Annotated in this window: 22 protein-coding genes; 12 read left to right on the forward strand and 10 right to left on the reverse strand. The window is 45.6% G+C overall.

Annotated features, from left to right (window positions below):
- Position 1: 1 nt before the first annotated feature.
- Both T491_RS0103255 and T491_RS0103260 read right to left on the reverse strand, forming a co-directional pair.
- Positions 2-1,543, reverse strand: coding sequence for a hypothetical protein (locus T491_RS0103255; protein WP_028902606.1), 1,542 nt, complete (start codon positions 1,541-1,543; stop codon positions 2-4).
- Positions 1,540-2,706, reverse strand: coding sequence for a PP2C family protein-serine/threonine phosphatase (locus tag T491_RS0103260; RefSeq protein ID WP_028902607.1), 1,167 nt, complete (start codon positions 2,704-2,706; stop codon positions 1,540-1,542). The genes T491_RS0103255 and T491_RS0103260 overlap by 4 nt, the downstream gene beginning before the upstream one ends.
- Before the next feature lie 263 nt (positions 2,707-2,969).
- On the opposite strand from T491_RS0103260, the gene trmB reads away from it, so the two are divergent.
- Together trmB and T491_RS0103270 are read left to right on the forward strand one after the other, a co-directional pair.
- Positions 2,970-3,740: a tRNA (guanosine(46)-N7)-methyltransferase TrmB gene (gene trmB / locus T491_RS0103265; protein ID WP_028902608.1), complete on the forward strand. Its 771-nt coding sequence runs from the start codon at positions 2,970-2,972 to the stop codon at positions 3,738-3,740.
- Positions 3,741-3,744: 4 nt separating this feature from the next.
- Positions 3,745-4,872: an Mrp/NBP35 family ATP-binding protein gene (locus T491_RS0103270; RefSeq protein ID WP_028902609.1), complete on the forward strand. Its 1,128-nt coding sequence runs from the start codon at positions 3,745-3,747 to the stop codon at positions 4,870-4,872.
- A gap of 37 nt (positions 4,873-4,909) precedes the next feature.
- Here T491_RS0103270 and T491_RS0103275 read toward each other — a convergent pair whose 3' ends face one another.
- The 5 genes from T491_RS0103275 to T491_RS0103295 form a co-directional block, all read right to left on the reverse strand.
- Complete coding sequence (locus T491_RS0103275) at positions 4,910-5,443, reverse strand: DUF805 domain-containing protein (protein WP_028902610.1); 534 nt, start codon at positions 5,441-5,443, stop codon at positions 4,910-4,912.
- Positions 5,444-5,460: 17 nt separating this feature from the next.
- Positions 5,461-6,477: a branched-chain amino acid aminotransferase gene (locus T491_RS0103280; protein WP_028902611.1), complete on the reverse strand. Its 1,017-nt coding sequence runs from the start codon at positions 6,475-6,477 to the stop codon at positions 5,461-5,463.
- Positions 6,478-6,565: 88 nt separating this feature from the next.
- Positions 6,566-6,757 (reverse strand): exodeoxyribonuclease VII small subunit, encoded by a 192-nt coding sequence (gene xseB, locus T491_RS0103285; RefSeq protein WP_028902612.1) that lies wholly within the window; start codon positions 6,755-6,757, stop codon positions 6,566-6,568.
- A gap of 1 nt (position 6,758) precedes the next feature.
- Complete coding sequence (gene xseA / locus T491_RS0103290) at positions 6,759-8,063, reverse strand: exodeoxyribonuclease VII large subunit (RefSeq protein WP_028902613.1); 1,305 nt, start codon at positions 8,061-8,063, stop codon at positions 6,759-6,761.
- Positions 8,064-8,069: 6 nt separating this feature from the next.
- Positions 8,070-9,521, reverse strand: a complete 1,452-nt coding sequence (locus tag T491_RS0103295; RefSeq protein WP_028902614.1) for a S8 family serine peptidase — start codon at positions 9,519-9,521, stop codon at positions 8,070-8,072.
- Positions 9,522-9,756: 235 nt separating this feature from the next.
- Between T491_RS0103295 and T491_RS0103300 the strand changes: the two genes are divergently transcribed.
- From T491_RS0103300 to T491_RS0103345, 9 genes are all read left to right on the forward strand, one after another.
- Positions 9,757-11,136, forward strand: a complete 1,380-nt coding sequence (locus tag T491_RS0103300; protein ID WP_231480169.1) for an MATE family efflux transporter — start codon at positions 9,757-9,759, stop codon at positions 11,134-11,136.
- 6 nt (positions 11,137-11,142) lie between these two features.
- Positions 11,143-11,760 (forward strand): AAA family ATPase, encoded by a 618-nt coding sequence (locus T491_RS0103305; protein ID WP_028902616.1) that lies wholly within the window; start codon positions 11,143-11,145, stop codon positions 11,758-11,760.
- Complete coding sequence (locus tag T491_RS0103310) at positions 11,757-12,242, forward strand: metallophosphoesterase (RefSeq protein WP_028902617.1); 486 nt, start codon at positions 11,757-11,759, stop codon at positions 12,240-12,242. The genes T491_RS0103305 and T491_RS0103310 overlap by 4 nt, the downstream gene beginning before the upstream one ends.
- Before the next feature lie 192 nt (positions 12,243-12,434).
- A complete protein-coding gene (locus tag T491_RS0103320; protein ID WP_028902619.1) occupies positions 12,435-13,571 on the forward strand; it encodes a dTDP-glucose 4,6-dehydratase in 1,137 nt (378 codons plus the stop codon).
- A complete protein-coding gene (locus T491_RS0103325; RefSeq protein ID WP_033147264.1) occupies positions 13,558-13,863 on the forward strand; it encodes a hypothetical protein in 306 nt (101 codons plus the stop codon). The genes T491_RS0103320 and T491_RS0103325 overlap by 14 nt, the downstream gene beginning before the upstream one ends.
- The gene (gene purT, locus T491_RS0103330) at positions 13,860-15,065 is read left to right on the forward strand and encodes a formate-dependent phosphoribosylglycinamide formyltransferase (protein WP_028902621.1); all 1,206 of its coding nucleotides are present in this window, start codon (positions 13,860-13,862) and stop codon (positions 15,063-15,065) included. The genes T491_RS0103325 and purT overlap by 4 nt, the downstream gene beginning before the upstream one ends.
- 17 nt (positions 15,066-15,082) lie before the next feature.
- A complete protein-coding gene (locus tag T491_RS0103335; RefSeq protein WP_028902622.1) occupies positions 15,083-15,496 on the forward strand; it encodes an FdtA/QdtA family cupin domain-containing protein in 414 nt (137 codons plus the stop codon).
- Positions 15,484-16,419 carry a GNAT family N-acetyltransferase gene (locus T491_RS0103340; RefSeq protein ID WP_028902623.1) on the forward strand — a complete coding sequence of 312 codons (936 nt, stop codon included), beginning with the start codon at positions 15,484-15,486 and terminating at the stop codon, positions 16,417-16,419. Before T491_RS0103335 ends, T491_RS0103340 begins: the two co-directional genes overlap by 13 nt.
- Positions 16,416-17,519 (forward strand): DegT/DnrJ/EryC1/StrS aminotransferase family protein, encoded by a 1,104-nt coding sequence (locus tag T491_RS0103345; protein ID WP_028902624.1) that lies wholly within the window; start codon positions 16,416-16,418, stop codon positions 17,517-17,519. The genes T491_RS0103340 and T491_RS0103345 overlap by 4 nt, the downstream gene beginning before the upstream one ends.
- Here T491_RS0103345 and T491_RS0103350 read toward each other — a convergent pair.
- The 3 genes from T491_RS0103350 to T491_RS0103360 are packed head-to-tail and all read right to left on the reverse strand — an operon-like array spanning position 17,506 to position 20,262.
- Positions 17,506-18,099, reverse strand: coding sequence for an LUD domain-containing protein (locus T491_RS0103350; RefSeq protein ID WP_028902625.1), 594 nt, complete (start codon positions 18,097-18,099; stop codon positions 17,506-17,508). The genes T491_RS0103345 and T491_RS0103350 overlap by 14 nt on opposite strands.
- A 23-nt stretch (positions 18,100-18,122) precedes the next feature.
- On the reverse strand, positions 18,123-19,493 hold the full coding sequence (locus tag T491_RS0103355; RefSeq protein WP_028902626.1) for a lactate utilization protein B: 1,371 nt from the start codon (positions 19,491-19,493) through the stop codon (positions 18,123-18,125).
- 31 nt (positions 19,494-19,524) lie between these two features.
- Complete coding sequence (locus tag T491_RS0103360) at positions 19,525-20,262, reverse strand: (Fe-S)-binding protein (RefSeq protein ID WP_028902627.1); 738 nt, start codon at positions 20,260-20,262, stop codon at positions 19,525-19,527.
- 186 nt (positions 20,263-20,448) lie between these two features.
- Here T491_RS0103360 and T491_RS0103365 point away from each other — a divergent pair, with 186 nt between their 5' ends.
- Positions 20,449-21,168 carry a Bax inhibitor-1/YccA family protein gene (locus tag T491_RS0103365; protein WP_028902628.1) on the forward strand — a complete coding sequence of 240 codons (720 nt, stop codon included), beginning with the start codon at positions 20,449-20,451 and terminating at the stop codon, positions 21,166-21,168.
- Positions 21,169-21,537: the final 369 nt, after the last annotated feature.

Raw genomic sequence — 21,537 nt, forward strand, 5'->3', positions numbered from 1 at the left:
CTTAATTCTCAACTATCAGTTTTTTGTATGGAATACCCTTTCCTACGTAATAGTTCCACTCCTCCTGTGTTAGATTGCGGTTGACTTTCTGACGTATGCGTTGGGCAATCTGCTTTAGCGAGATGAGGTATCGGGTCATGGTACCGTTGTAATTACCTGTCCAGATGTAATCCTTGTCGTTGCTAAAGGTGAAATTGGTCAACCAACTGCCCGACTGGAAAAGCGTGATGGGGGTTATCTGCGTATCACCTGTCATCCAAAATAGCAGCTTGCCATCATAACTGGATGAATAGAGACGTCTCCCGTTGATTTTCATTTTGGTGATTTTTGAGAGATGACCCGCCAGCTTGTGCATCTTGCCGTGTTTGTCAACCAGCCAGATGATTCCGTCATTCATGCCATAAGCGCTCAGGTGTTCGTTGGCACTGCTGGCAAAGGCTGTTACTAATCCTTGTACAGGAACTTTCTCGTTGGTCATTTTGTCGAGACCGTTCACAAGATGCATGTAGCCCTTATTATCGAACAAAAGAGGCTTATTGTCTCGTCTGCCTGTGCAGCTCACACGGAAATTCAATTGACGCATGCCAATTATTCTATCTGTTGTTATATCTAATAAGGCTAAGCTGTTTTCGCTGATAATCAGTAACTGTCGTCCATTGTTCATGAGTTTAAGACTGAAGGGGCGTTCCATGTTTTCCAGCGTGACGATGCGTGGATGATTCTGTTCAATCACCACTAAATGACCTGTATGACTGATGACGTAGTCTTTGCCGTTTTTTGAAGAGAAAGCATCGCGGAAACAGTAGTGCTTGTCGCTCATTAACCGTGTGGTCTGCATCTGATTTCCCTGCATTTTGTGAGCGTATATTTCGCCATAGGTACTTACTGTCAACAGACGGTCGTTATTCGGCGATGTCTCGATACACGTAATGCTGCCATTATGGATGTTGAAATTTTGGCGACCTCCTGCTGATTGTATCAAAGCTTGAAATACCGCGGGAGCATATAAATCACCATTGTAGTCTTTGGTATATTGATATGAGGCATAGGCCAGAATGTTACCTAACTCCGTATCGCCAGTTTGGAAAATGGCGTACGATTGGGATCCAAGCGTGCGTCCTAACGAAATGTAGTTCAGCGTGTCGGTCACCTGCTTTGCGTGTTCAGCCTGGCGGCGCTGTGATTCGGCCATCTGGTAGGCATCAATAGCTTCCTGAGCTGATAGTTCGGCGAAACCCTGGGCTTGGATAGCCTTTTGTCGTTCAGCCTCCGAGCGGAGTGTCATCTTTTGGGCTATCTCCGACTGGAGGATGGCCTCGCGACTGCGCTCCTCAGAGAGAACTTGCTGGCCGTAGGCTATCTCCTCCATTTGCTTGCTTACTCGACGGTCAACTTCCGACTGCTTCTCCTTTTTGCGCAATGCGTTTATCTGCGACTCCAACTCGCTGATGCGCTCGTTGTCACTATGATGCATATAGAGTCCAATTGCTATTGCTACCACTAATAGCATGCTCAGACTACCTATGATGATATTTCTAATCATTTTCGTTTGAGTATCAACATGGTGATATCGTCGCTCTGTTCCGCATCCTCTACAAAGGTCTTGATGCCTGCTTTAATAGATTCTACCATCTGCTGGCAACTCTGATGGGGCATACTAACCAATATCTGGTTTAGTCGTTCCCTGCCGAATTCCTCGTAAGCCGGATTCATTGCCTCAGTCACGCCATCTGTGTACATTACCAGTGTGTCGCCATGTTCCAGTTGTAGTGTTTCTTCTTGGAAGTCTAAACCATCCAAGGCCCCCACGATGGTATTCTTGGATAGGGGCAATCCCTCTATAGTGCCGTTGGCATGTAATAGGTGTGGGGGATTGTGGCCTGCATTGCAATAATTGATGAATCCCGTCTTTGTGTTGTAAATGGCGTAGAATACCGTTATAAACATGCTGTCCACAGAATAGGCGGCCAGTAGCCGATTTGATTCAGTCATGCATTCACGGGCACTATCGCATTGCTTACCTTTCGAGTGAATCATTGTACGACTCACAGCCATAAATAAGGCTGCGGGTATGCCTTTGCCACACACGTCGGCAATGACCAAGGCTATGCGATCATTGTCAATGCGGAAGAAATCAAAGAAGTCGCCACCTATATCCTTGGCAGCTTCCATTGAGGCGTAAATATCCAGTTTGTCGATGTCTTCGGGGAAGGGCGGGAAAACCTGTGGTAGAATATACTGTTGTATATCTCTAGCTATTGTCAGGTCTTTTTTCAGTGATTCCAATTGAGTGTGCTCCTTCTGTGTTTCATGTACAAAACGAATCTGCTCGATAGCCTTCTCGATTGTCAGACTTAGGTCGTCCATGTCTATTGGTTTCGTGGCAAAGTCAAAAGCACCGTTGTTCATGGCCTGTCGAATGTTTTTCATGTCGCCATAAGCACTCACCATTATCACGCGTAAGGCGGGATTGTTCATCTCGTTTACCTTGGCCAACAACGTCAGTCCGTCCATTTCTGGCATATTAATGTCGCTCAGGATAATCTCGATGTCAGGGTGATTATATAGTATGGCAAGTGCCTCCAAACCATTGTGGGCAAAATAGAATTCATATTCGCCGTTTCGTATCTTGCGTCTGAAGTATTGTTTCATCAGCAACTCCAATGGTGCCTCGTCGTCTACACTCAGAATCTTTATTGTAGCCATATCAAAAGTTTTTTGTTTTTAGTAAAGAATGGTACAAAGGTACAATTTTTCTACATAATTTAGATAGAAAAACATTTTTTTTTTTAAATAATTATGCTTTAATAGTTGTTTTTAGGTGTTGTTATGTTACAAAGAATGCCTCACTATGATGTGGGCATCCTTTGGCTCTGATTGTATATACGTACCTCGTTCTACACAATGTTTTTGGAGAAAAATTTGGATATTTGCGCGCTTATTCGTAACTTTGCAGCACAATTTTAATTATGGGAAAAGGAAAGTTAGCTAAATTTGCGGACATGGAAACGTACGGGAATGTGTTCCAATATCCGTTTTCGGTGATTGAGAATGTGCCCTTTGAAATGAAGGGGCACTGGCACGAGCAGTATTTCCACAACAATAGCCCGATAGTACTGGAACTTGGTTGCGGTAAGGGAGAGTATACAGTGGAACTGGCCAAATTGTATCCCGATATGAATTTTATTGGCGTTGACATTAAGGGCGCACGAATGTGGACGGGAGCGACACAGGCCTTGAACGAGGAACTGAAGAATGTGGCTTTTCTGCGTACGAATATTGAAATAATTGAACGTTTCTTTGCTGAGGATGAAGTGCAGGAGATCTGGCTAACATTCAGCGATCCGCAGATGAAGAATCCGCGTAAGCGATTGACATCTACCTATTTTATGAACCGCTATCGTAAATTTCTGGTGGATGGTGGCGTGATACATCTGAAGACAGACTCGAACTTCCTGTTCACCTATAGTAGCTATATGGTAGAGAAAAATTCGTTGCCCGTGATTTTCCGTACAGAGGATCTGTATCACGATGGGCGTATCGACGATGTTACGAAGAAAATCCTGGCTATACAGACTTATTACGAAGGAATGTGGATAGCTCGCGGATTGAATATTAAATATATGAAATGGAACTTGCCTCGTACAGGCGAACTGGTAGAGCCTGAGGTGGAGATTGAACTGGATGACTATCGCAGCTATCACCGATCGAAGCGTAGCAGTTTGGATAAAGCAAAATAAGAAGATGGAAAACGTAATATATCCCAAAATGGTGATGGATGCCTTGGCTACGGTAACGTATGCTGGCACCAAGAAGAATCTTGTAGAGAGCGGTATGGTGGCTGATACACCGGCGGTGGCTGCTCCACAGCAGGATGGTGAAAACTGGAAAGTAAAGGTGGTTCTGGAGTTCCCACGTGATACAGATCCGTTCCTTAAGTCTACTGTAAAGGCTGCTGAGGCGGCTGTTAAATACTACTGTGGTAAGGATGTAGAGGTAGATATTGAAACAGAATTCAAGTCAAAGCCACGTCCAGAGGTTGGCGAGATGCTTCCTGGTGTGAAGAATATCATTGCTGTGAGTTCTGGCAAGGGTGGTGTAGGTAAGAGTACTGTATCGGCTAACTTGGCTATTGCTTTGGCCCGACTGGGTTATAAGGTTGGTCTGCTGGATACTGATATTTTCGGTCCGTCGATGCCAAAGATGTTTCATGTTGAGGACGAGCAACCTTACGCTGTGAAAAAGGATGGCAGGGATTTGATCTGTCCGATTGAGAAATATGGGGTAAAACTTCTGTCGATAGGTTTCTTTGTATCACCTACTACAGCCACGCTTTGGCGTGGTGGTATGGCTACGAGTGCGTTGAAGCAGTTGATAGCTGATGCCGATTGGGGTGAACTGGACTACTTTATTCTGGATACACCTCCAGGTACCAGCGATATTCACTTGACATTGCTACAGACATTGCCTATCACAGGAGCGGTAATCGTGTCAACCCCACAGCAAGTGGCACTGGCTGATGCACGTAAGGGTATTGATATGTACCGTAATGAGAAGGTTAACGTGCCTATATTGGGACTAATAGAGAACATGGCATGGTTTACGCCTGCCGAACTGCCAGAGAATAAGTATTACATCTTTGGTAAGGAGGGCTGTAAGCAGTTGGCCGAGGAAATGCAGGTGCCGTTGCTTGCTCAGATCCCGTTAGTGCAGAGTATTTGTGAGAATGGTGACAAGGGTGAGCCTGCTGCACTTAGTAGCGACACTGCTACTGGTTTGGCTTTCATTAACCTGGCACAATCGGTTGTTACAGTAGTGAATAGGAGAAATAAAGAAAAACCTGCGACGAAAATCGTTGGCATGAATAAATAAGAAAAGCCTCGCTCAACATTCGAGCGAGGCTTTTTCTTTAAGCTTCTGTTTCGTTGATATATTTTGGCGATTCACCGTATTGGTTGGGCTCTGGTTTGCTGTCGAACAAACACATGATAAACACGATGAGTGCCATGAGTCCGTGGATGAAGGAAAGGAGCCCAATGCATGCCATCTCACCCATGCCGTTCTCAACAATCTTCTCCATGGCGTGCTGGCTTATAGAGCCGTAGCTTGCTTCTTCCATGAGCTTGTTCATGGTTGTGGATGTTGAGAAATAGAGATTGAATAAACATCCTAAGGCATAACTAATGTAAACCCATAGTGCACTCTTTCCAGAGTCGTGCAGTCGACGAGCAGTTGCTGCCAGACCGAAGAACATGGAGATGATGGAGGTGATGGCATTAACCAGCAAGTTAGAGGTGAACATATCGAGAATCCATCCCGCAACTATAACCACCAGCATCCACCACCAGAATTCTGAGCGACGGCTACGACCTTTGAAATCCAAAATGCGGCTTGAGGCCAGTTTGATGGCCTCTACAAATCCGAGTGTAGGTAGCTCTTTCATACTTGCGAATTCTCGGATTAGTCGATGACAATAGTTGTCCAACCGTGCTTGTCTTCAATCTCTCCGTACTGGATGCCACGCAGAGTGTCGAACAGTTTCTTTGACTGTGGTCCTGGTTTTTCGCCGAATGAATAGCGTTTGCCGGTGTCCAGGTCGTCAATGTATGAAATAGGTGAAATCACTGCTGCAGTTCCGCAAGCACCTGCCTCCTCGAAAGTCTCAAGTTCTTCCTCAGGAATAGGACGACGTTCAACCTTCATGCCTAAGTCCTCAGCAACCTGCATCAGACTCTTATTAGTGATAGAGGGTAGGATAGAGGTCGACTCAGGGGTGATATAGGTATTGTTCTTGATACCAAAGAAATTGGCTGCGCCGCACTCGTCAATGTATTTCTTTTCCTTGGCGTCGAGATAGAACTCGCATGCATAGCCCTTCTCGTGAGCCAGATTGTTGGCAAAAAGCGAAGCAGCGTAGTTTCCGCCTACTTTATACTTACCTGTGCCCAGAGGGGCTGAGCGGTCGTAATCACGAACGATGACGTAAGGATTGCTTGAGAAACCTCCCTTGAAGTATGGGCCAACTGGAGTGACAAAGATGAGGAAGCAGTATTCCTTAGCAGGGTGAACGCCTACCTGTGCGCTGGTGCCGATGAGTAACGGGCGAATATAAAGTGTGGCGCCACTTTCGTAGGTTGGAATCCATTCCTGGTTGAGGCGGACTACTTTCTTGACCATTTCTGTAAACAGTTCGGTTGAAACCTCTGGCATCATGATTCCTCGACAGGTGCTTTGCAGGCGCTTGGCGTTCTCATCAACACGAAAGACGCGCACCTTGCCGTCTGGGCAGCGATAGGCTTTCAGACCCTCGAATGCCTCCTGACCGTAATGCAGGCAGGTTGCTGCCATGTGCAGTTTCAGATACTCGTCGGAGCAAACTTCTATTTCTCCCCATTCCCCGTCGCGATAGTAGCAACGTACATTGTAGTCGGTCTTCATGTAGCCAAATGACAGACTACCCCAATCCAAATTCTTCATATTTCTATTTTTTTTCTATGTTAAAGTTTCAAATTTGCACGCAAATGTACGTAATAAATATCAAATCAAAGAATTTTTATTCGAAAAATTACTGATCTGTAAGTATTTTCTTGATTTCTGCGTCAGTTTTTGTCAATTTGGCCTTGCAAAGCTTAATCAATTCCTGGGCGCGTTTCAATTGTTCTGCCATCTGGTCGATGTCGAATTCGTCATTCTCCATTTTACGAACGATGGTTTGCAGTTCGGCTATGGCAGCCTCGTATTTTTGTTCTTTTTCCATATTATGATGATGTTGTGACTATTGAATGTATGGTTCCGTGGGCTACACGTGTTTCTATGTCTGTGCCTGGTTTGAGGACAGAGGCATCCTTAACAGCCTTGCCATTGTGGAGGGTTATACTGTAGCCGCGAGCCAGCAGTAAGGTGGGATCAAGTGCTTTTAACTTCTCTTCCATCAGCTGCAGGCGGTAGCTTTCGCTGGTGAATCGGTGCTCCAAAAGGATTGGCATCTTTGATTCGAGAACTGATAGTTGATGGTTGGCATCTGATATCTTTTGTTGCATCATACTGAGCAGTCGGTTGTTTAGAGAATCGACTTTTGCATCCTGACGTGTTTTGACCAGTGAGAACAACCTGGAAATGGTTTCGGAGAGAACTAACAACTGATTGCGGGTGGAAGCACTTTTCTGCTGAGCGTAATGCATGATGAGGCTTTGGGTCCCCTCAATGGTTTCGAGAACGCCTTTCAGATGGTCGATAAGTGAGGTGGCAGCTGCAGTAGGTGTTTTTACGCGTGCGTACGATATCATGTCGAGTACGCTCTCGTCGCGGTCGTGACCTATACCCGTAATAATAGGTATAGGGAAATTGGCTACATGCTCGGCCAGGGCTAATGTGTCGAAGCCGCTCATGTCGCTGGTGGCACCACCGCCTCGGATAATCACAGCACAGTCAAATGGCTCATCGTAAATGCATTCTAGTGCCTGGATAATGCTTTGTTCTACACCTTCTCCTTGCATGATGGCGGGAAATAGTTGGATGCAGAACTGAAATCCGTAAGGATTGTTGTTGAGCTGTTTGCAGAAGTCGCCATAACCAGCAGCAGTCTGGCTGGAAATTACAGCAATCCGTTGACAGAATGTAGGTAGTCGAAGGCTTTTCTGTAAGTCGAACACGCCTTCGGCCTTCAGCTGTCGGATAATCTCCTGGCGCTTACGCGCCATATCTCCGAGGGTGTATGTGGGGTCTATATCCGTCACTATCCATGAGAATCCATAAGCTTCGTGGAACTGCGGATAAACTAGCAGTAGAACCTTCATGCCTGCGTGTAGTTGCTGACCTGTGGTTCGCTCGAAATAGGGGCGGATGGTGAGCCACTTGTTGGCCCAGCATTTGGCTGAGGCTTTGGCTATAGGGGTGGCAGTCTGTTCATCTTTTTGTATCAGTTCCATATAACAATGTCCACGGCTCTCGCGGCATTCGCTCAATTCTGCTTCTACCCAGTATTCCGTGGGCAGCGCATCTTCGATGATCTCTCGTACCAGCCGATTTAGTTCGAATAATGTTATATGTTGTGCTTGATTCATGCTTTATTATTCGTTTGCGTAATGCCCTATCATATAGGCACGCCAGAAGTTAGGCACACCATAGCCGTAGATATTGTCAGGTTTCTGGTAGTTGCTGCTATGCTGACGTACTAAATCAATGATGTCGAGAGCTGACTTTTCAGGGAGCGCTTGCCAAAGGCAAGCCACCAGACCTGCCACGATGGGGGTGGAAAACGATGTGCCCATATCGCGGATGACGGAACCGCGCCCCGATAGCAAGTGGGCAGGACTGCCTAAGGCCATGATATCTGGCTTGACGCGCATGTCTTGTGTAGGTCCAACACCACTGAACGGGGCATTAGTGCGCTCTACATTAAGGGCACCAACGGTCAGTATGTCATTGGCATCGGCAGGAAAGGTGATTTTTTTCCATGGCCCCATGCCACTATTACCTGCCGAGTTGACTAGAATGATTCCTTTATGTGCCAGCATTGAAGCTGTGCGCGAGATGAGGGCTGTGTGCCCGTCAAGGTCGTGCTGGTGGTAATAGCCTGGCCGATTGTCGTATTCGGTGTATCCCAAACTCGAGGTGATGATGTCGGCTCCCAATGAGTCGGCAAATTCAGCTGCCATCGCCCAGTAATCCTCTTCTACAGGCTGTTCGGTCTGTTGGTCTTCGCAACGGAGTAGCCAATAGCGTGCCTCAGGAGCTGTTCCAACAAGTACTTCGGGCTCATTGGTAGCCATTGTCGAGAGGACTTTTGTGCCGTGGTCGGTTTCTTGATAGAAATGTGGACTTTGTGGATATACAAAATCCTTGGCACCGGCAATTAGTATATGTTGGAAAGCTGGAATTTGATCGCAATTCATGAATCCGCCATCGAGGATTGCAATGGTGATGCCTTTGCCACGAAAGCCGATGTTGTGCAGGCGCTGGCCGTTCAGCATCTCTATTTGATCGCGACCATGCCCATAAAAAGTGCCCTTAACACTATCCCATGGATTGAATTCAAAGTTGGGCTTGGTCTTGATCTGTCGCTCAATACTGTCAGGTGCTTCCCATACTTGTTCGCAGTGTTTTACATAAGCTTGCTCACCTAATTTCTTAAGCAAGGTAGTGTCGGCTGAACGAACCAAAACAGTATTGTTCCAGCGGCTGGTGCCTATTACCAGCGATGGGACGCCCGATCGTTTGATGTTGCGATTGGCCTCGTTGGTCAGGTGCTCAATAGCTTTCAGATAACCGCTACTGATGGGGAGGTCGGTGGAATCTAAGGCTAATCCTTGTTTCCGGCGGCGCTCAATACTCTTGTTTGAGAGCCAGCGTTGCGGCCGGTCGAGCGTGTAGCTCGATTCGCGCTTATCCACCAACGTGTAGCGCCAGATAAAGCACTTGCCCCCAGGATACTTTTTCTTTGGGGGCGTGGTTGCGCTAAGGGATAAACAATAGGTCAGTGCAACTGTTATCAACCAGAATAATAGCAAGGCTTTTCTCATAACGACTGCAAAGTTAGATAAAAAAAACGAAAGCACCAAGACTTTTGTATGTTTATTCAAACTCTAAATCCGTTTTTTTTGAAAAGTACCTAAAGAATTTTTGCACGTTAACTACTTTGCATGTGAAAAGTACTTAGAGAAAAATACGTTCTAAACAGACTTCTCCTTAAAGATTATGAAAAAGTCATAGTGTAGTAATGTATGTTGCATTTTTTTTTGTATCTTTGCACACGAAATGATGAATAGTAAACAGATGAGTGATAATAAACAAACCACTTTGGCGCTGGGCACGAAACCTGTAGGACAATTACTGTGGCAATATGCATTGCCGGCTATTGTGGCCATGTCGGCTTCGAGTCTCTATAATATCATCGACCGTGCTATGATCGGTCAGATTGTAGGCCCCGAGGCTATTGCGGGCTTAGGCATTACCTTTCCCTTTATGAACCTGAGTGCAGCCTTTGGTGCAGCAGTAGGTGTGGGGTCGAGTGCCAGCATTAGTGTAAAGCTGGGGCAGAAGGATTATCCTACGGCTCAGAATCTGTTAGGAAATACCCTGACGCTGAACCTGATTATCGGTTTCTCATTCATGGTTATCTGTCTGATGTTCCTGGATCCTATCCTGTATTTCTTCGGTGCCAGCGAAGTCACATTGCCTTATGCACGCGAGTTTATGACGGTTATTCTGCTGGGTAACGTAATGACCCACATGTATTTTGGTATGAACGCTGTGCTGCGTGCTGCAGGTAAGCCCAAATATGCCATGTACTCGGTGCTGTTTACTGTGGGCATGAACATATTGCTGGTGCTGGCGTTTGTATGGTGGTTCCGTTGGGGCATTCGTGGTGCAGCTTTGGCTACCGTAACATCACAGACCATTGCTATGTGCTGGCAGTTGTGGCTTTTCTCGAACAAGAACGAGATATTGCACCTGAAGCATGGTATCTATAGACTGAAGAAACGATTAGTAAGTAATATTATTGCTATTGGTATATCGCCATTCCTGATGAACGTTACATCGTGCGTGATCGTGATTTTCATGAATAACCAGTTCGTACGCTATGGTGGCGATATGGCAGTGGGTGCCTATTCGATAGCCAACTCGGTGGTGATGATGTTCTTTATGTTTGTGATGGGTGTGTGCCAAGGCATGCAGCCTATCGTGGGCTATAATTACGGTGCCGAGAAGTACGACCGCATGTTGCGATGCCTTTTTATGGCTATCGGGTGTGCTACGACAATCCTGCTGGTTGGTTGGATACTGTCGATGCTTTTCCCCCGCGAGATAGCCCGTATCTTTACCACCGACGAAACACTTATAGAACTGTCGGCCACGGGTATCAAACTGGATATGCTGGTGTTCTTCGTGGTAGGCGCGCAGGCTACCATCACACATTTCTTCCAGAGCATCGGAAAAGTAAAGGTTTCTATATTCCTCTCGCTGTCGCGACAGCTGTTCCTGTTGCTACCGATGGCGTATGTGTTCCCGTTGATCTGGGGGCTCGACGGTGTGTGGTATTCGATGCCAGCCAGCGATTTTCTGTCGTTTGCGATGACAATACCCATGCTGATGTGGTATATGAAGAAATTTAAAGTAGCGAAAGCGAATAACTAAAGAATAATGAATCATATTATTATTAACGTAGGTAGGCAGGTTGGTGCTGGCGGACAGGAAATAGGACGCATGCTGGCAAAGGACTTTGAAGCGAAGTATTACGATCGCGAGTTGCTGAATCTGGCTGCTAAAGAGAGTGGCTTCTCGGAGAAGTTCTTTAAACAGAATGATGAGAAGAAAGGCTTTTTGCGTGGATTGCTGAATGTACAGACACCACACTTTATGGGTGGTAACTTGTATGGTTCGAACTTCTCGCAGGAGAGCCTTTTTAAGTTTCAGAGCGATGCTATCCAAAAGGCCGCCAGCGAAGGCAGTTGCGTGTTTATGGGGCGTTGTGCCGACTATATTCTGCGAGATTTCGAGAATGTAGTGAATGTGTTTATTACCGCCTCGATGGACTTCCGCGTAGATATCGTATCAAAAGTTAAGCAGTTGGATGCCGAGCAAGCCCGCAAACTGATTGAGCATGTGGAAGCCCGTCGTGCGCAATATTATAATTACTATACTGGTAAGAAGTGGGGTGCTGCCGAGAGCTACGACCTGTGCGTGGATGCCAGTTTGCTGGGGCTTGAAGAAACCGAAAAACTGATTGCCGACTTTATTCGCAAGCGTTTTGGATTATGAAGAGAATAGGCATACTGAGCGATACTCACAGCTATTGGGACGATAAGTACTTACACTATTTTGAACCCTGTGACGAGATTTGGCATGCTGGCGATATCGGTAGTTTAGAGGTGGCCGAGAAGTTGGCTGCCTTCCGTCCCTTCCGAGCTGTATGTGGTAATTGCGATGGGGGCGACTTAAGACTGATGTATCGCGAGCTGAATCGATTTAAGTGCGAGGATGTTGATGTGCTGATTAAGCATATAGGTGGCTATCCTGGCAACTACGATCCCAGTGTTCGCTCTACACTCTATGCCATGCCGCCACAATTGTTTGTGGCTGGTCATTCGCACATACTGAAGGTGAAGTTCGATAAGACACTTAATCTTTTACACATCAACCCAGGTGCGGCAGGTATTCAGGGGTGGCATAAAGACAGAACCTTGATACGACTGACTATCGACGGGAAGGATTTTAAAGATTTAGAAGTTATAACATTATGAGATTATGTATAGATATACGGTAATGGCAGTGTCGACGGCAATTGTTTTTGCTGTTGTTCACATTATACTCACTCTGATTTTCGGAACTACAATCGATTGGAGTGGACTTTTGTTTGAGTCAGTTGCTTTTGGAATTGTTATGACTGTAGTACAGTATTATAGAGAAAGAAATAAAAATAATATAGAAAAGGTATGAAAAAAACTATCGTTATTACTGGAGGGGCAGGCTTTATCGGCTCACACGTAGTCCGCCTGTTTGTGAACAAGTATCCCGAGTATCACATTATTAACCTCGACAAGCTTACCTACGCTGGTAACTTGGCTAACCTGAAGGACATCGAGAACAAACCAAACTACGAGTTCGTTAAGATGGACATCTGCGACTTCGACGCATTCTACAAACTGATGCAAGATAAGAAGGTTGACGGTATCATCCACCTGGCTGCTGAGAGTCATGTTGACCGCTCTATCAAGGACCCATTCACATTCGCAAAGACCAACGTGATGGGTACTCTGAGTTTGCTGCAGGCTGCAAAGTTGTATTGGGAGAGTCTGCCAGAGAAGTACGAGGGCAAGCGCTTCTATCATATCTCAACTGATGAGGTTTATGGCGCACTGGAACTGACACACCCAGAGGGTATCGAGCCTCCTTTCACAACTACCGCTTCAAGCTCAGAGCATCATCTGGCTTATGGCGATAAGTTCTTCCTGGAGACAACAAAGTATAATCCTCATTCACCATACTCAGCATCAAAGGCATCGAGCGACCACTTTGTTCGTGCATTCCACGATACATACGGAATGCCTGTGGTAGTGACCAACTGCTCAAACAACTATGGTCCTTATCAGTTCCCTGAGAAGCTGATTCCGCTGTTTATCAACAATATCCGTCATCACAAGCCTCTGCCAGTATATGGTAAGGGTGAGAACGTGCGCGACTGGCTGTATGTAGAGGATCACGCTCGTGCCATCGACGTTATCTTCCACGAGGGTAAGATTGCTGATACATATAATATCGGTGGATTTAACGAGTGGAAGAACATCGATATCATCAAGGTGGTAATCAAGACCGTTGACCGTCTGCTTGGACGTAAGGAAGGCGAGGATATGGACCTGATTACATTCGTAACAGACCGTGCCGGACACGATCTGCGCTACGCTATCGACAGCTCTAAGCTGCAGCGTGAGCTTGGCTGGGAGCCATCACTCCAGTTCGAGGAGGGAATAGAAAAAACAGTTCGCTGGTATCTGGACAATCAGGAGTGGCTGGACAATGTGACCAGTGGCGACTACCAGAAATATTACGATAACATGTATGCCAACAGATAATCTTTCAAAAGAGCTACACTCGTATCTGGTGCGTATTGGTATCAATCCCACCAGCGTTACTCCCCAGATGGAGCACTATCTGGAGCATCTGCTCTACCTGTTGCCACCTGAGGAAGAGGAGGCTGTGACGCATTACTACGGACTGTTGGGCTGCGAGCGCAAATCGCTGCAGGAGATAGCCAAGGGATTCGGCATGTGTCAGGAAGACGCAATGGCACGTATAGACCAGTGCATAAGAAAGTTGGCAGTGACACCAGAGTGGCAAATGTTGAAACAAACCATAGAGAAATGAAAAAGATACTATTACTAGGCTCAGGTGAACTCGGTAAGGAGTTCGTGATAGCCGCTATGCGTGCAGGACAGTACGTGATAGCCTGCGATCGTTATGACAATGCGCCAGCTATGCAGGTGGCTGATGAGCGCGAGGTGTTCTCAATGCTCGACGGAGATGCTCTGGAGGCTGTGGTAAACAAGCACAAGCCCGACATCATCGTGCCAGAGATTGAGGCTATCCGCACAGAGCGACTCTTCAAGTTTGAGGAACAGGGCATACAGGTGGTTCCATCTGCTCGTGCCGTGAACTTCACCATGAATCGTCGTGCTATCCGCGACTTGGCATCGAAGGAACTGGGACTGCGTACAGCAAAGTATTTCTATGCCAAGACCTTCGATGAGTTTAAACATGCTGCTGATGAAATCGGTTTTCCATGTGTGGTTAAACCTCTGATGTCATCGTCTGGTCACGGCCAGAGCTATGTACACAATGACGACGAATTGGAGCAGGCCTTTAAGGAGGCGATGGAAGGTAGCCGCGGCGATGTGAAAGAGGTAATCATCGAGGAGTTTATCGACTTTGATTCGGAGTTTACCCTACTTACGGTTACGCAGAAGAATGGTTGGCCAACACTGTTCTGTCCGCCTATCGGACACGTACAAAAAGCTGGCGACTACCGTGAGTCGTGGCAGCCATACAAGATATCTGATGAGGCCTTAAAGCAGGCTCAGATAATGGCCGACAAGGTAACCAAGGCGCTTACTGGTGCTGGTATCTGGGGCGTTGAGTTCTTCCTTACCAAGCAGGGTGAAGTTATCTTCAGCGAGTTGAGTCCACGTCCACACGATACCGGAATGGTAACACTCGGACATACCACCAACCTGAGCGAGTTTGAACTACACTTCCGTGCAGTAATGGGAATGCCTATTCCCGCAATCCATCTTGAGCATGCTGGCGCATCGGCTGTGATTCTCTCACCAAAGGAGGCTTCAACACCTGTTGATCGTTCATTGCTCGACTACAACTTTGACGAAGCTCTGAAGGAGGATCGCACACGTATCCGTATCTTCGGTAAGCCCGAGGCTCACAAGGGGCGTCGTATGGGTGTAGTACTCTGCTACGGCGAGGTTGGTGACGACGTAAATGCGCTGCGTGACAAGGCTAAGCGACTGGCTAAGACCGTGCTGGGAACTGATCCTTACACAAAGTTTGAACACTAATAGAGGATTTCCGGATGATGAACCGCTTGGATGTCAAGATCGTAGATTTGCCAAGAATCACTGATCCGCGTGGCAATCTGACCTTTGCTGAGGCACTGTCGATGGTCCCCTTCGATATAAAACGGGCCTATTGGGTTTACGATGTACCTAGTGGCGAGTGTCGAGGTGGACATGCTCATAAACGTTTGCGTCAGTTTGTCGTCGCTCTGAGCGGTTCATTCAATGTAACATTGGATAATGGCTTCGAACGAAAGACCGTCCTTCTGAATCATCCATGGCAAGGCTTGCTGATTGATACCAATATCTGGCGAACACTTGATGATTTTTCTTCTGGTGGTGTGTGTCTTGTTCTAGCTTCGGAACACTATGATGAGGAAGATTATATATACGATTATGATGAATTTCTAAAATATGTAGGATGTTCGAAATAAGGCGATATTCACCTGAGCTGGTCGACGAATGGAATGATTTCGTGGCATCATCGAAGAATGGCACATTTCTTTTCGATCGTCGCTATATGGATTACCATGCTGATAGGTTCAGAGACCACTCGTTGATGATTTATCGTCGCGGACGACTTTATGCCTTATTGCCTGGAAATGTGGATGGTGATATATTCTATTCCCATCAAGGACTGACTTATGGCGGATTGCTAATGAACGAAAGAAACACGGCTACTGATGTGGTGGAAATAATCAGGATGATTAATGCAAATCTGCGTGCGGAGGGTTTAAAAGAGGTTGTTTATAAGCCTGTGCCATGGATTTATCACCAACAGCCATCCGAAGAGGACCTGTATGCGATTAATGAGGTGTGCGATGTGCGTATCACACGTGGATTGTCATCTACAATTACTCGTGAATACCAGAACGAGTGGTATCGTATTAGAAAGAATGGTGCAGAAAAAGCCAGAAAAGCTGGAGTGAGGATAGAACAAACAGAAGATTATCGTCAGTTTTGGATGATTCTCTCGAATAATCTTCGTGAGCGATATAGCCTGAATCCAGTTCATACCGTTGAAGAAATAGAATTGCTTCATAATCGTCTGCCAGAGCACATACTACTGTTTGTGGCGAAAGAGGAACATCAGACGATAGGTGGTTGCGTGCTTTATGTCACTAAACGTGTAGTACATTCGCAATACATTGCTGCCAGTCCAAGAGGTAGAGAACTACATGCTCTCGATTTGTTGTTTGAGAAGGTGATTGCTCAATCGCTGAAGAGTCATGCCTATTTCGACTTTGGTATATCGACAGAAAAGCAAGGTACGTACCTCAATCAACAGTTGATTTATCAGAAAGAGGGTTTCGGTGGGCGTGGCATATGTTACGATTGGTATAAATGGGTGTTATGATAAAGTATCTCGATCTGAAAGCTCTCAATGATTTACACGACGATGAGTTGCATTTGGCTGTGAATCATGTGATGGAAAGCGGTTGGTATATAAAGGGGGAGGCAACAAGAAAATTTGAGGAACATTTTGCTGAGTACATTGGTACTAAATACGCTATAGGATGTGCTAATGGATTGGATGCATTGAAACTGATTATGCGTGCTTATATAGAGATGGGAGTGATGCAGAAGGGGGATGAAATCATCGTACCAGCCAATACCTATATCGCCTCTATTCTCGCCATTACTGCATGTGGTTTGACCCCCATTATTGTGGAGCCGAATATCAATACACTCCAAATTGATGAAACAAAGATAGAATCAGCCATTACGCCTAAGACTAGGGCTGTCATGATTGTTCATCTGTATGGTCGTTGCGCCTATTCTTCAATGATAGGTGATATCTGTTGTAAATATGGGTTGAAACTTATCGAGGATAATGCTCAGGCACATGGTTGCCTATTTGGTGAAAGACGAACAGGCTCGCTTGGTGATGCTGCAGGTCATAGTTTCTATCCAGGCAAGAATTTAGGTGCGTTGGGCGATGCTGGTGCTGTGACTACCAACGATGAAGTATTGGCACGCGTGGTTACTTCTTTAGGGAACTATGGCTCTGGTAGGAAATATGTATTCGACTATCAAGGTTATAACTCGCGTATAGATGAAATCCAGGCAGCCATGCTCGATGTGAAGCTGAAATACCTCGACGAAGAAAACCATTGCCGTAAAGAGATTGCTTCTTTATATATAAATAAGGTGAAAAATCCGTTTTTGTCTATCTATACATGTGATGAGCGGGATTGTGTTTGGCATATATTTCCTGTTTTTTGTGAATATCGAGATCAATTGCAACAATATCTTCGTGAGCATGGTGTAGAGACTCAAATACACTATCCAATACCGCCTCATAAACAGCAATGTTATCGTGAGTGGAATAATCTCTCGTTCCCCGTTACCGAGCAAATTCATGCTATGGAACTTAGTATCCCCTGCCATCAGGCTATGACAAAAAAGGAGGTTGATACGATTATCAACCTCTTGAATAGCTTTATTCCGGCATAAGTAAAATCGTTGCGGTTCTAGCTGCTTGTGCTCCCATTACTAATACTTGAGCAATGTCTGCGGTCTTCGATGGGCCGCTGATAAATGTACCATAGCCATCGTACTCCTTATCAAACTCGATGCGTTTGTAAGCCTCGTGCATGTTGTTTACAATCTTACTTTTGGGGAGCAAGATAATCAGATTTTCGGATATAAAGCAAATTGCTTTCTCCTTCATGGTTTGTGGAATCCATATGCACGCGTTTTCTGCTATACCAAACTTTCCTCGGATAATGCCAACATCTGTTCCGTTCAGATCGCGGGCTCTGCCAACCGTATCAGGATTTCTGGTGGCGATGGTTATCTCTGGCAGATTTGAGGCAATCTCCTTGGCATCAGGAAACAGTTCCTTGATAAGCAGATTGATATCGCGGCCAGGATCTACTTCTATCACTTGTCCGCCCACCATCTCTGTCATCTTCACAAACTGAACCAGTGGGTTGGGGTAGGTGGTAGCTTTGATATCACTCAAATCGGGCATGTCGAATTTCTCTCTCACATTTGTCCTATATCTTTTCAGAATATCATCTTTGTTACTCATAACTTAATGTTCAATGTTTAAAGTTATTTTACTTTTCCTTTCTTCCATAGCGAGTGGAATGTTTCCTTTGGAAATTTCATCATCTTATGCCCCTCGGCCCATGGATTCATGCCGCAGTTGATAAGTGGAGATGGAATGAGGTTGGCCCAATGAGCCAGAGCCGTACCGATATTGTAAACGCCCTCATTACCATATACCATACTCATGCCCTTGCACATCATCTTCTTTTGCGGGTTAGCAGTACCGAACTCGTCTAACTGCTGACGCCACATGTAAATCTGGTCGCCTAAGTTTACCTTGGCAGGGCAGAGCGTCTGGCATGAGTTGCACAGAGTGCAAGCACTTACATTACCAGAATGCTTTTGTGGATCGCGAAGCATGCCAAGGTTTATGCCAATGGGACCTGGTATGAAGTAGCTGTACGAATAGCCACCACTACGGCGATATACGGGACAGGTGTTCATGCATGATCCGCAGCGTATACACTTCAGTGCCTCCCAGTGGTCTGCGTTGCCAATCCAATCGCTGCGTCCGTTGTCTACCAGTACAATGTGCATAGGGTTGGCTGTAGGACGTGCCTTACGGAAATGTGAGGTGAACGTGGTAGTGGGTTGTCCTGTGCCAGCTCTACAAAGCATGCGCTGGAATACGGCCAAGCAATCATAATTAGGAATAATCTTCTCTAATCCTATCGCTGCAATGTGCAGTTTGGGGCACGAGGTCGACATGTCGGCATTACCTTCATTGGTGCAAACTACAATATCGCCTGTTTCTGCGATTCCAAAGTTGGCGCCTGTCATGCCTGCATCTGCAGTAAGAAACTCGTTGCGCAGACTCAATCGGGCTACATAAGTAAGGTACGTGGGGTCGTGGTTGCCCTTTTCGCTGCCAAGTTTCTCCTCGAATAGTTCGCCAACATCGTCGTGATTCAAGTGGATAGCTGGCATCACAATATGGCTTGGTGCCTGACCTTTCAACTGGATGATACGTTCGCCTAAGTCGGTTTCGACCACTTCGATACCATGCTGCTCGAGGTATGGATTCATCTCACACTCTTCCGTCAGCATCGATTTCGATTTAACAAGTTTCTTAACATTGTGGTTCTTTAAAATGCCAAACACAATCTCGTTGAATTCGTGCGCATCCTTGGCCCAATGCACAATACAACCGTTTTCTTCCGCTTTAGTTGCAAACTGGTCAAGATACTTGTCTAAATGGGTGATGGTGTGGCGTTTGATGTCGCTGGCCTTCTCGCGTAGCTGTTCCCATTCGTCAAGTCCGTATGCCATATTGTCACGTTTGGTGCGTACCGCCCAGAAAGTGGCATCGTGCCATTTTGCGTATGTTTGGTTCTTCAAGAACTCCTTCGCTGCGATACTATGTGCTGTACTCATAATGTTTATTCTTTAATGTTTAATGATAATCTCACAGCTCTGCTGCTAAGATTTCTACCACATGCTTGAACTCCACATCCAAGCCTCGTTTCTTGGCAACACCTGCCATGTGCATCAGGCACGAACAGTCGGGACCTGTTACAAATCGCGCACCAGTCTTCATATGGCGCTGCACTTTATCTATACCCATCTGCTCGCTAATGGCTGTCTCCTCAACCGAGAACATACCGCCAAAACCGCAACATTCGTCGGGGCGTTCAGGCTCTAATACCTGTATGCCCTCTACAAGGTTCAGCAAGTCCTTGATTTTGTTGAACTTCGGAATACTCTCCTCGCTTGGCGAACTCAAGCCCAATTCTCTCACACCATGACAAGAGTTGTGCAAACTAACTTTGTGGGGAAAGGTACCTAATGGATGGTTGACCTTCACTACATCATGCAGAAACTCAACAACGTCCATCGCTTTCTTGGCTGTCTCGCACTCTGTTTTACCTTTTAGTAGGCGGGGATAGTTTAACTTAATAAACGCAGTACAACTAACCGAGGGTGATACCACATAGTCGAAACCTTTGAATTTGTCTTCAAACTTTTCGGCAAGTGGGATAGCTTGTCCCTCAAATCCGGCATTAGCCATCGGTTGTCCGCAGCAGGTCTGGTTCAGTGGGTATTCCACATCCAGCCCCAGATGCTTTAATAGTTTGTAAGTGGCTACTCCTACATGAGGATAAACCACGTCAACATAGCAGGGAATAAATAAACCGATCTTCATTTTCGTTAGTGTATTATTATATTTGCATTTTAGTTGTTCATGGGTACAAATATAGTGAAAAATTTCCAAAAATACTAATAAAACGGTATTTTTGTTGCTTATTTATGTTTTATTAAAAGTAAATGCTTACCTTTGTGGCATTAAATTTGCAGTATTATTAATGAATCTCGAAATAAAATAATGAGTATGAATTATAACGAATTTAACTTTGATGGTCTGACACGTGAGCGAGAGCTCTCTATGTCGGCTGCTTTTCCCGCATTGATACGGAAAGTGTATGTGTGGATGACGCTGGCCCTTGTGCTTACAGGTGTTACAGCGTATGGCGTGGCTACTAGTCCAGGCGTTCTTGCCGCCTTGTATTCTAACAGTGTACTCCTTTGGGGGCTGGTAATAGCTGAGTTCGCCATCGTATTTGGCGTAAGTGCTGCTATTAACCGGTTATCGCTTACTACAGCTACGTTGCTGTTTGTATTGTATTCGGTTATTAATGGTGCATTGTTCTCGTCTATCTTCATTATCTATACAATGTCGAGTATCGCCAGCGTATTCTTTATCACTGCTGGTACGTTTGCAGTAATGGCACTCATCGGTTATACTACCAAGATCGATCTTTCGTCGATGGGAAAGATTCTCTTCATGGCGTTGATTGGTATTATTATCGCTACTGTTGTGAATATCTTCCTGAAGAGTTCTGGTCTTGAAATGATTGTAAGCTATCTGGGCGTTTTGATATTCGTGGGTCTTACTGCTTACGATTCTCAGAAAATCAAAAATATGCTTTTGATGGCACCCGATGCAGGAGAGGCTGCTCAAAAGATGGCACTTTTGGGTGCTTTGACCCTCTATTTGGACTTCATTAACCTCTTTATTTATCTGTTGCGTATTTTTGGACGTCGAGAATAGGCTTCTCGCGTACATTATATATAATAAGAGGTGAAAAATTCAAATATGTAAACATTCCCGAAAACTTTCATGTTTTTGGGAATTTTTTTTGGAAAATGTTTGGAGGTTTGGAAAAATTGCCGTACCTTTGCACCCGCTTTCGCTCAAAAACGATAGCGCACTAAGAAAGAGTTCTTTGAAAGATTTACATAGACAGAAGTAGTACAAGAAGCAAGAGTAGAAATACTCTTGGGTAACAAGAAACAAACCGTTTCAATTCTTGAAGGATAATCGTTCTGAAACAGAGATAATGATTTATTTACAAGGCTTCTAGGAGCGAGAGAAATGAAAGCTTGCTTTCAATTTCCGAGCGACGACGAAGGCTCGTAG

Origin of the sequence: Prevotella sp. P6B4 (genome assembly GCF_000619985.1) — a bacterium.
Classification (GTDB): domain Bacteria; phylum Bacteroidota; class Bacteroidia; order Bacteroidales; family Bacteroidaceae; genus Prevotella.

Excerpts from the sequence above, each read along its gene's own strand:
- T491_RS0103255 (WP_028902606.1), bottom strand. The coding sequence starts at position 1,543 with ATGATTAGAAATATCATCATAGGTAGTCTGAGCATGCTATTAGTGGTA.
- T491_RS0103260 (WP_028902607.1), bottom strand. The coding sequence starts at position 2,706 with ATGGCTACAATAAAGATTCTGAGTGTAGACGACGAGGCACCATTGGAG.
- trmB (WP_028902608.1), top strand. The coding sequence starts at position 2,970 with ATGGGAAAAGGAAAGTTAGCTAAATTTGCGGACATGGAAACGTACGGG.
- T491_RS0103270 (WP_028902609.1), top strand. The coding sequence starts at position 3,745 with ATGGAAAACGTAATATATCCCAAAATGGTGATGGATGCCTTGGCTACG.
- T491_RS0103275 (WP_028902610.1), bottom strand. The coding sequence starts at position 5,443 with ATGAAAGAGCTACCTACACTCGGATTTGTAGAGGCCATCAAACTGGCC.
- T491_RS0103280 (WP_028902611.1), bottom strand. The coding sequence starts at position 6,477 with ATGAAGAATTTGGATTGGGGTAGTCTGTCATTTGGCTACATGAAGACC.
- xseB (WP_028902612.1), bottom strand. The coding sequence starts at position 6,757 with ATGGAAAAAGAACAAAAATACGAGGCTGCCATAGCCGAACTGCAAACC.
- xseA (WP_028902613.1), bottom strand. The coding sequence starts at position 8,063 with ATGAATCAAGCACAACATATAACATTATTCGAACTAAATCGGCTGGTA.
- T491_RS0103295 (WP_028902614.1), bottom strand. The coding sequence starts at position 9,521 with ATGAGAAAAGCCTTGCTATTATTCTGGTTGATAACAGTTGCACTGACC.
- T491_RS0103300 (WP_231480169.1), top strand. The coding sequence starts at position 9,757 with ATGATGAATAGTAAACAGATGAGTGATAATAAACAAACCACTTTGGCG.
- T491_RS0103305 (WP_028902616.1), top strand. The coding sequence starts at position 11,143 with ATGAATCATATTATTATTAACGTAGGTAGGCAGGTTGGTGCTGGCGGA.
- T491_RS0103310 (WP_028902617.1), top strand. The coding sequence starts at position 11,757 with ATGAAGAGAATAGGCATACTGAGCGATACTCACAGCTATTGGGACGAT.
- T491_RS0103320 (WP_028902619.1), top strand. The coding sequence starts at position 12,435 with ATGAAAAAAACTATCGTTATTACTGGAGGGGCAGGCTTTATCGGCTCA.
- T491_RS0103325 (WP_033147264.1), top strand. The coding sequence starts at position 13,558 with ATGCCAACAGATAATCTTTCAAAAGAGCTACACTCGTATCTGGTGCGT.
- purT (WP_028902621.1), top strand. The coding sequence starts at position 13,860 with ATGAAAAAGATACTATTACTAGGCTCAGGTGAACTCGGTAAGGAGTTC.
- T491_RS0103335 (WP_028902622.1), top strand. The coding sequence starts at position 15,083 with ATGAACCGCTTGGATGTCAAGATCGTAGATTTGCCAAGAATCACTGAT.
- T491_RS0103340 (WP_028902623.1), top strand. The coding sequence starts at position 15,484 with ATGTTCGAAATAAGGCGATATTCACCTGAGCTGGTCGACGAATGGAAT.
- T491_RS0103345 (WP_028902624.1), top strand. The coding sequence starts at position 16,416 with ATGATAAAGTATCTCGATCTGAAAGCTCTCAATGATTTACACGACGAT.
- T491_RS0103350 (WP_028902625.1), bottom strand. The coding sequence starts at position 18,099 with ATGAGTAACAAAGATGATATTCTGAAAAGATATAGGACAAATGTGAGA.
- T491_RS0103355 (WP_028902626.1), bottom strand. The coding sequence starts at position 19,493 with ATGAGTACAGCACATAGTATCGCAGCGAAGGAGTTCTTGAAGAACCAA.
- T491_RS0103360 (WP_028902627.1), bottom strand. The coding sequence starts at position 20,262 with ATGAAGATCGGTTTATTTATTCCCTGCTATGTTGACGTGGTTTATCCT.
- T491_RS0103365 (WP_028902628.1), top strand. The coding sequence starts at position 20,449 with ATGAATTATAACGAATTTAACTTTGATGGTCTGACACGTGAGCGAGAG.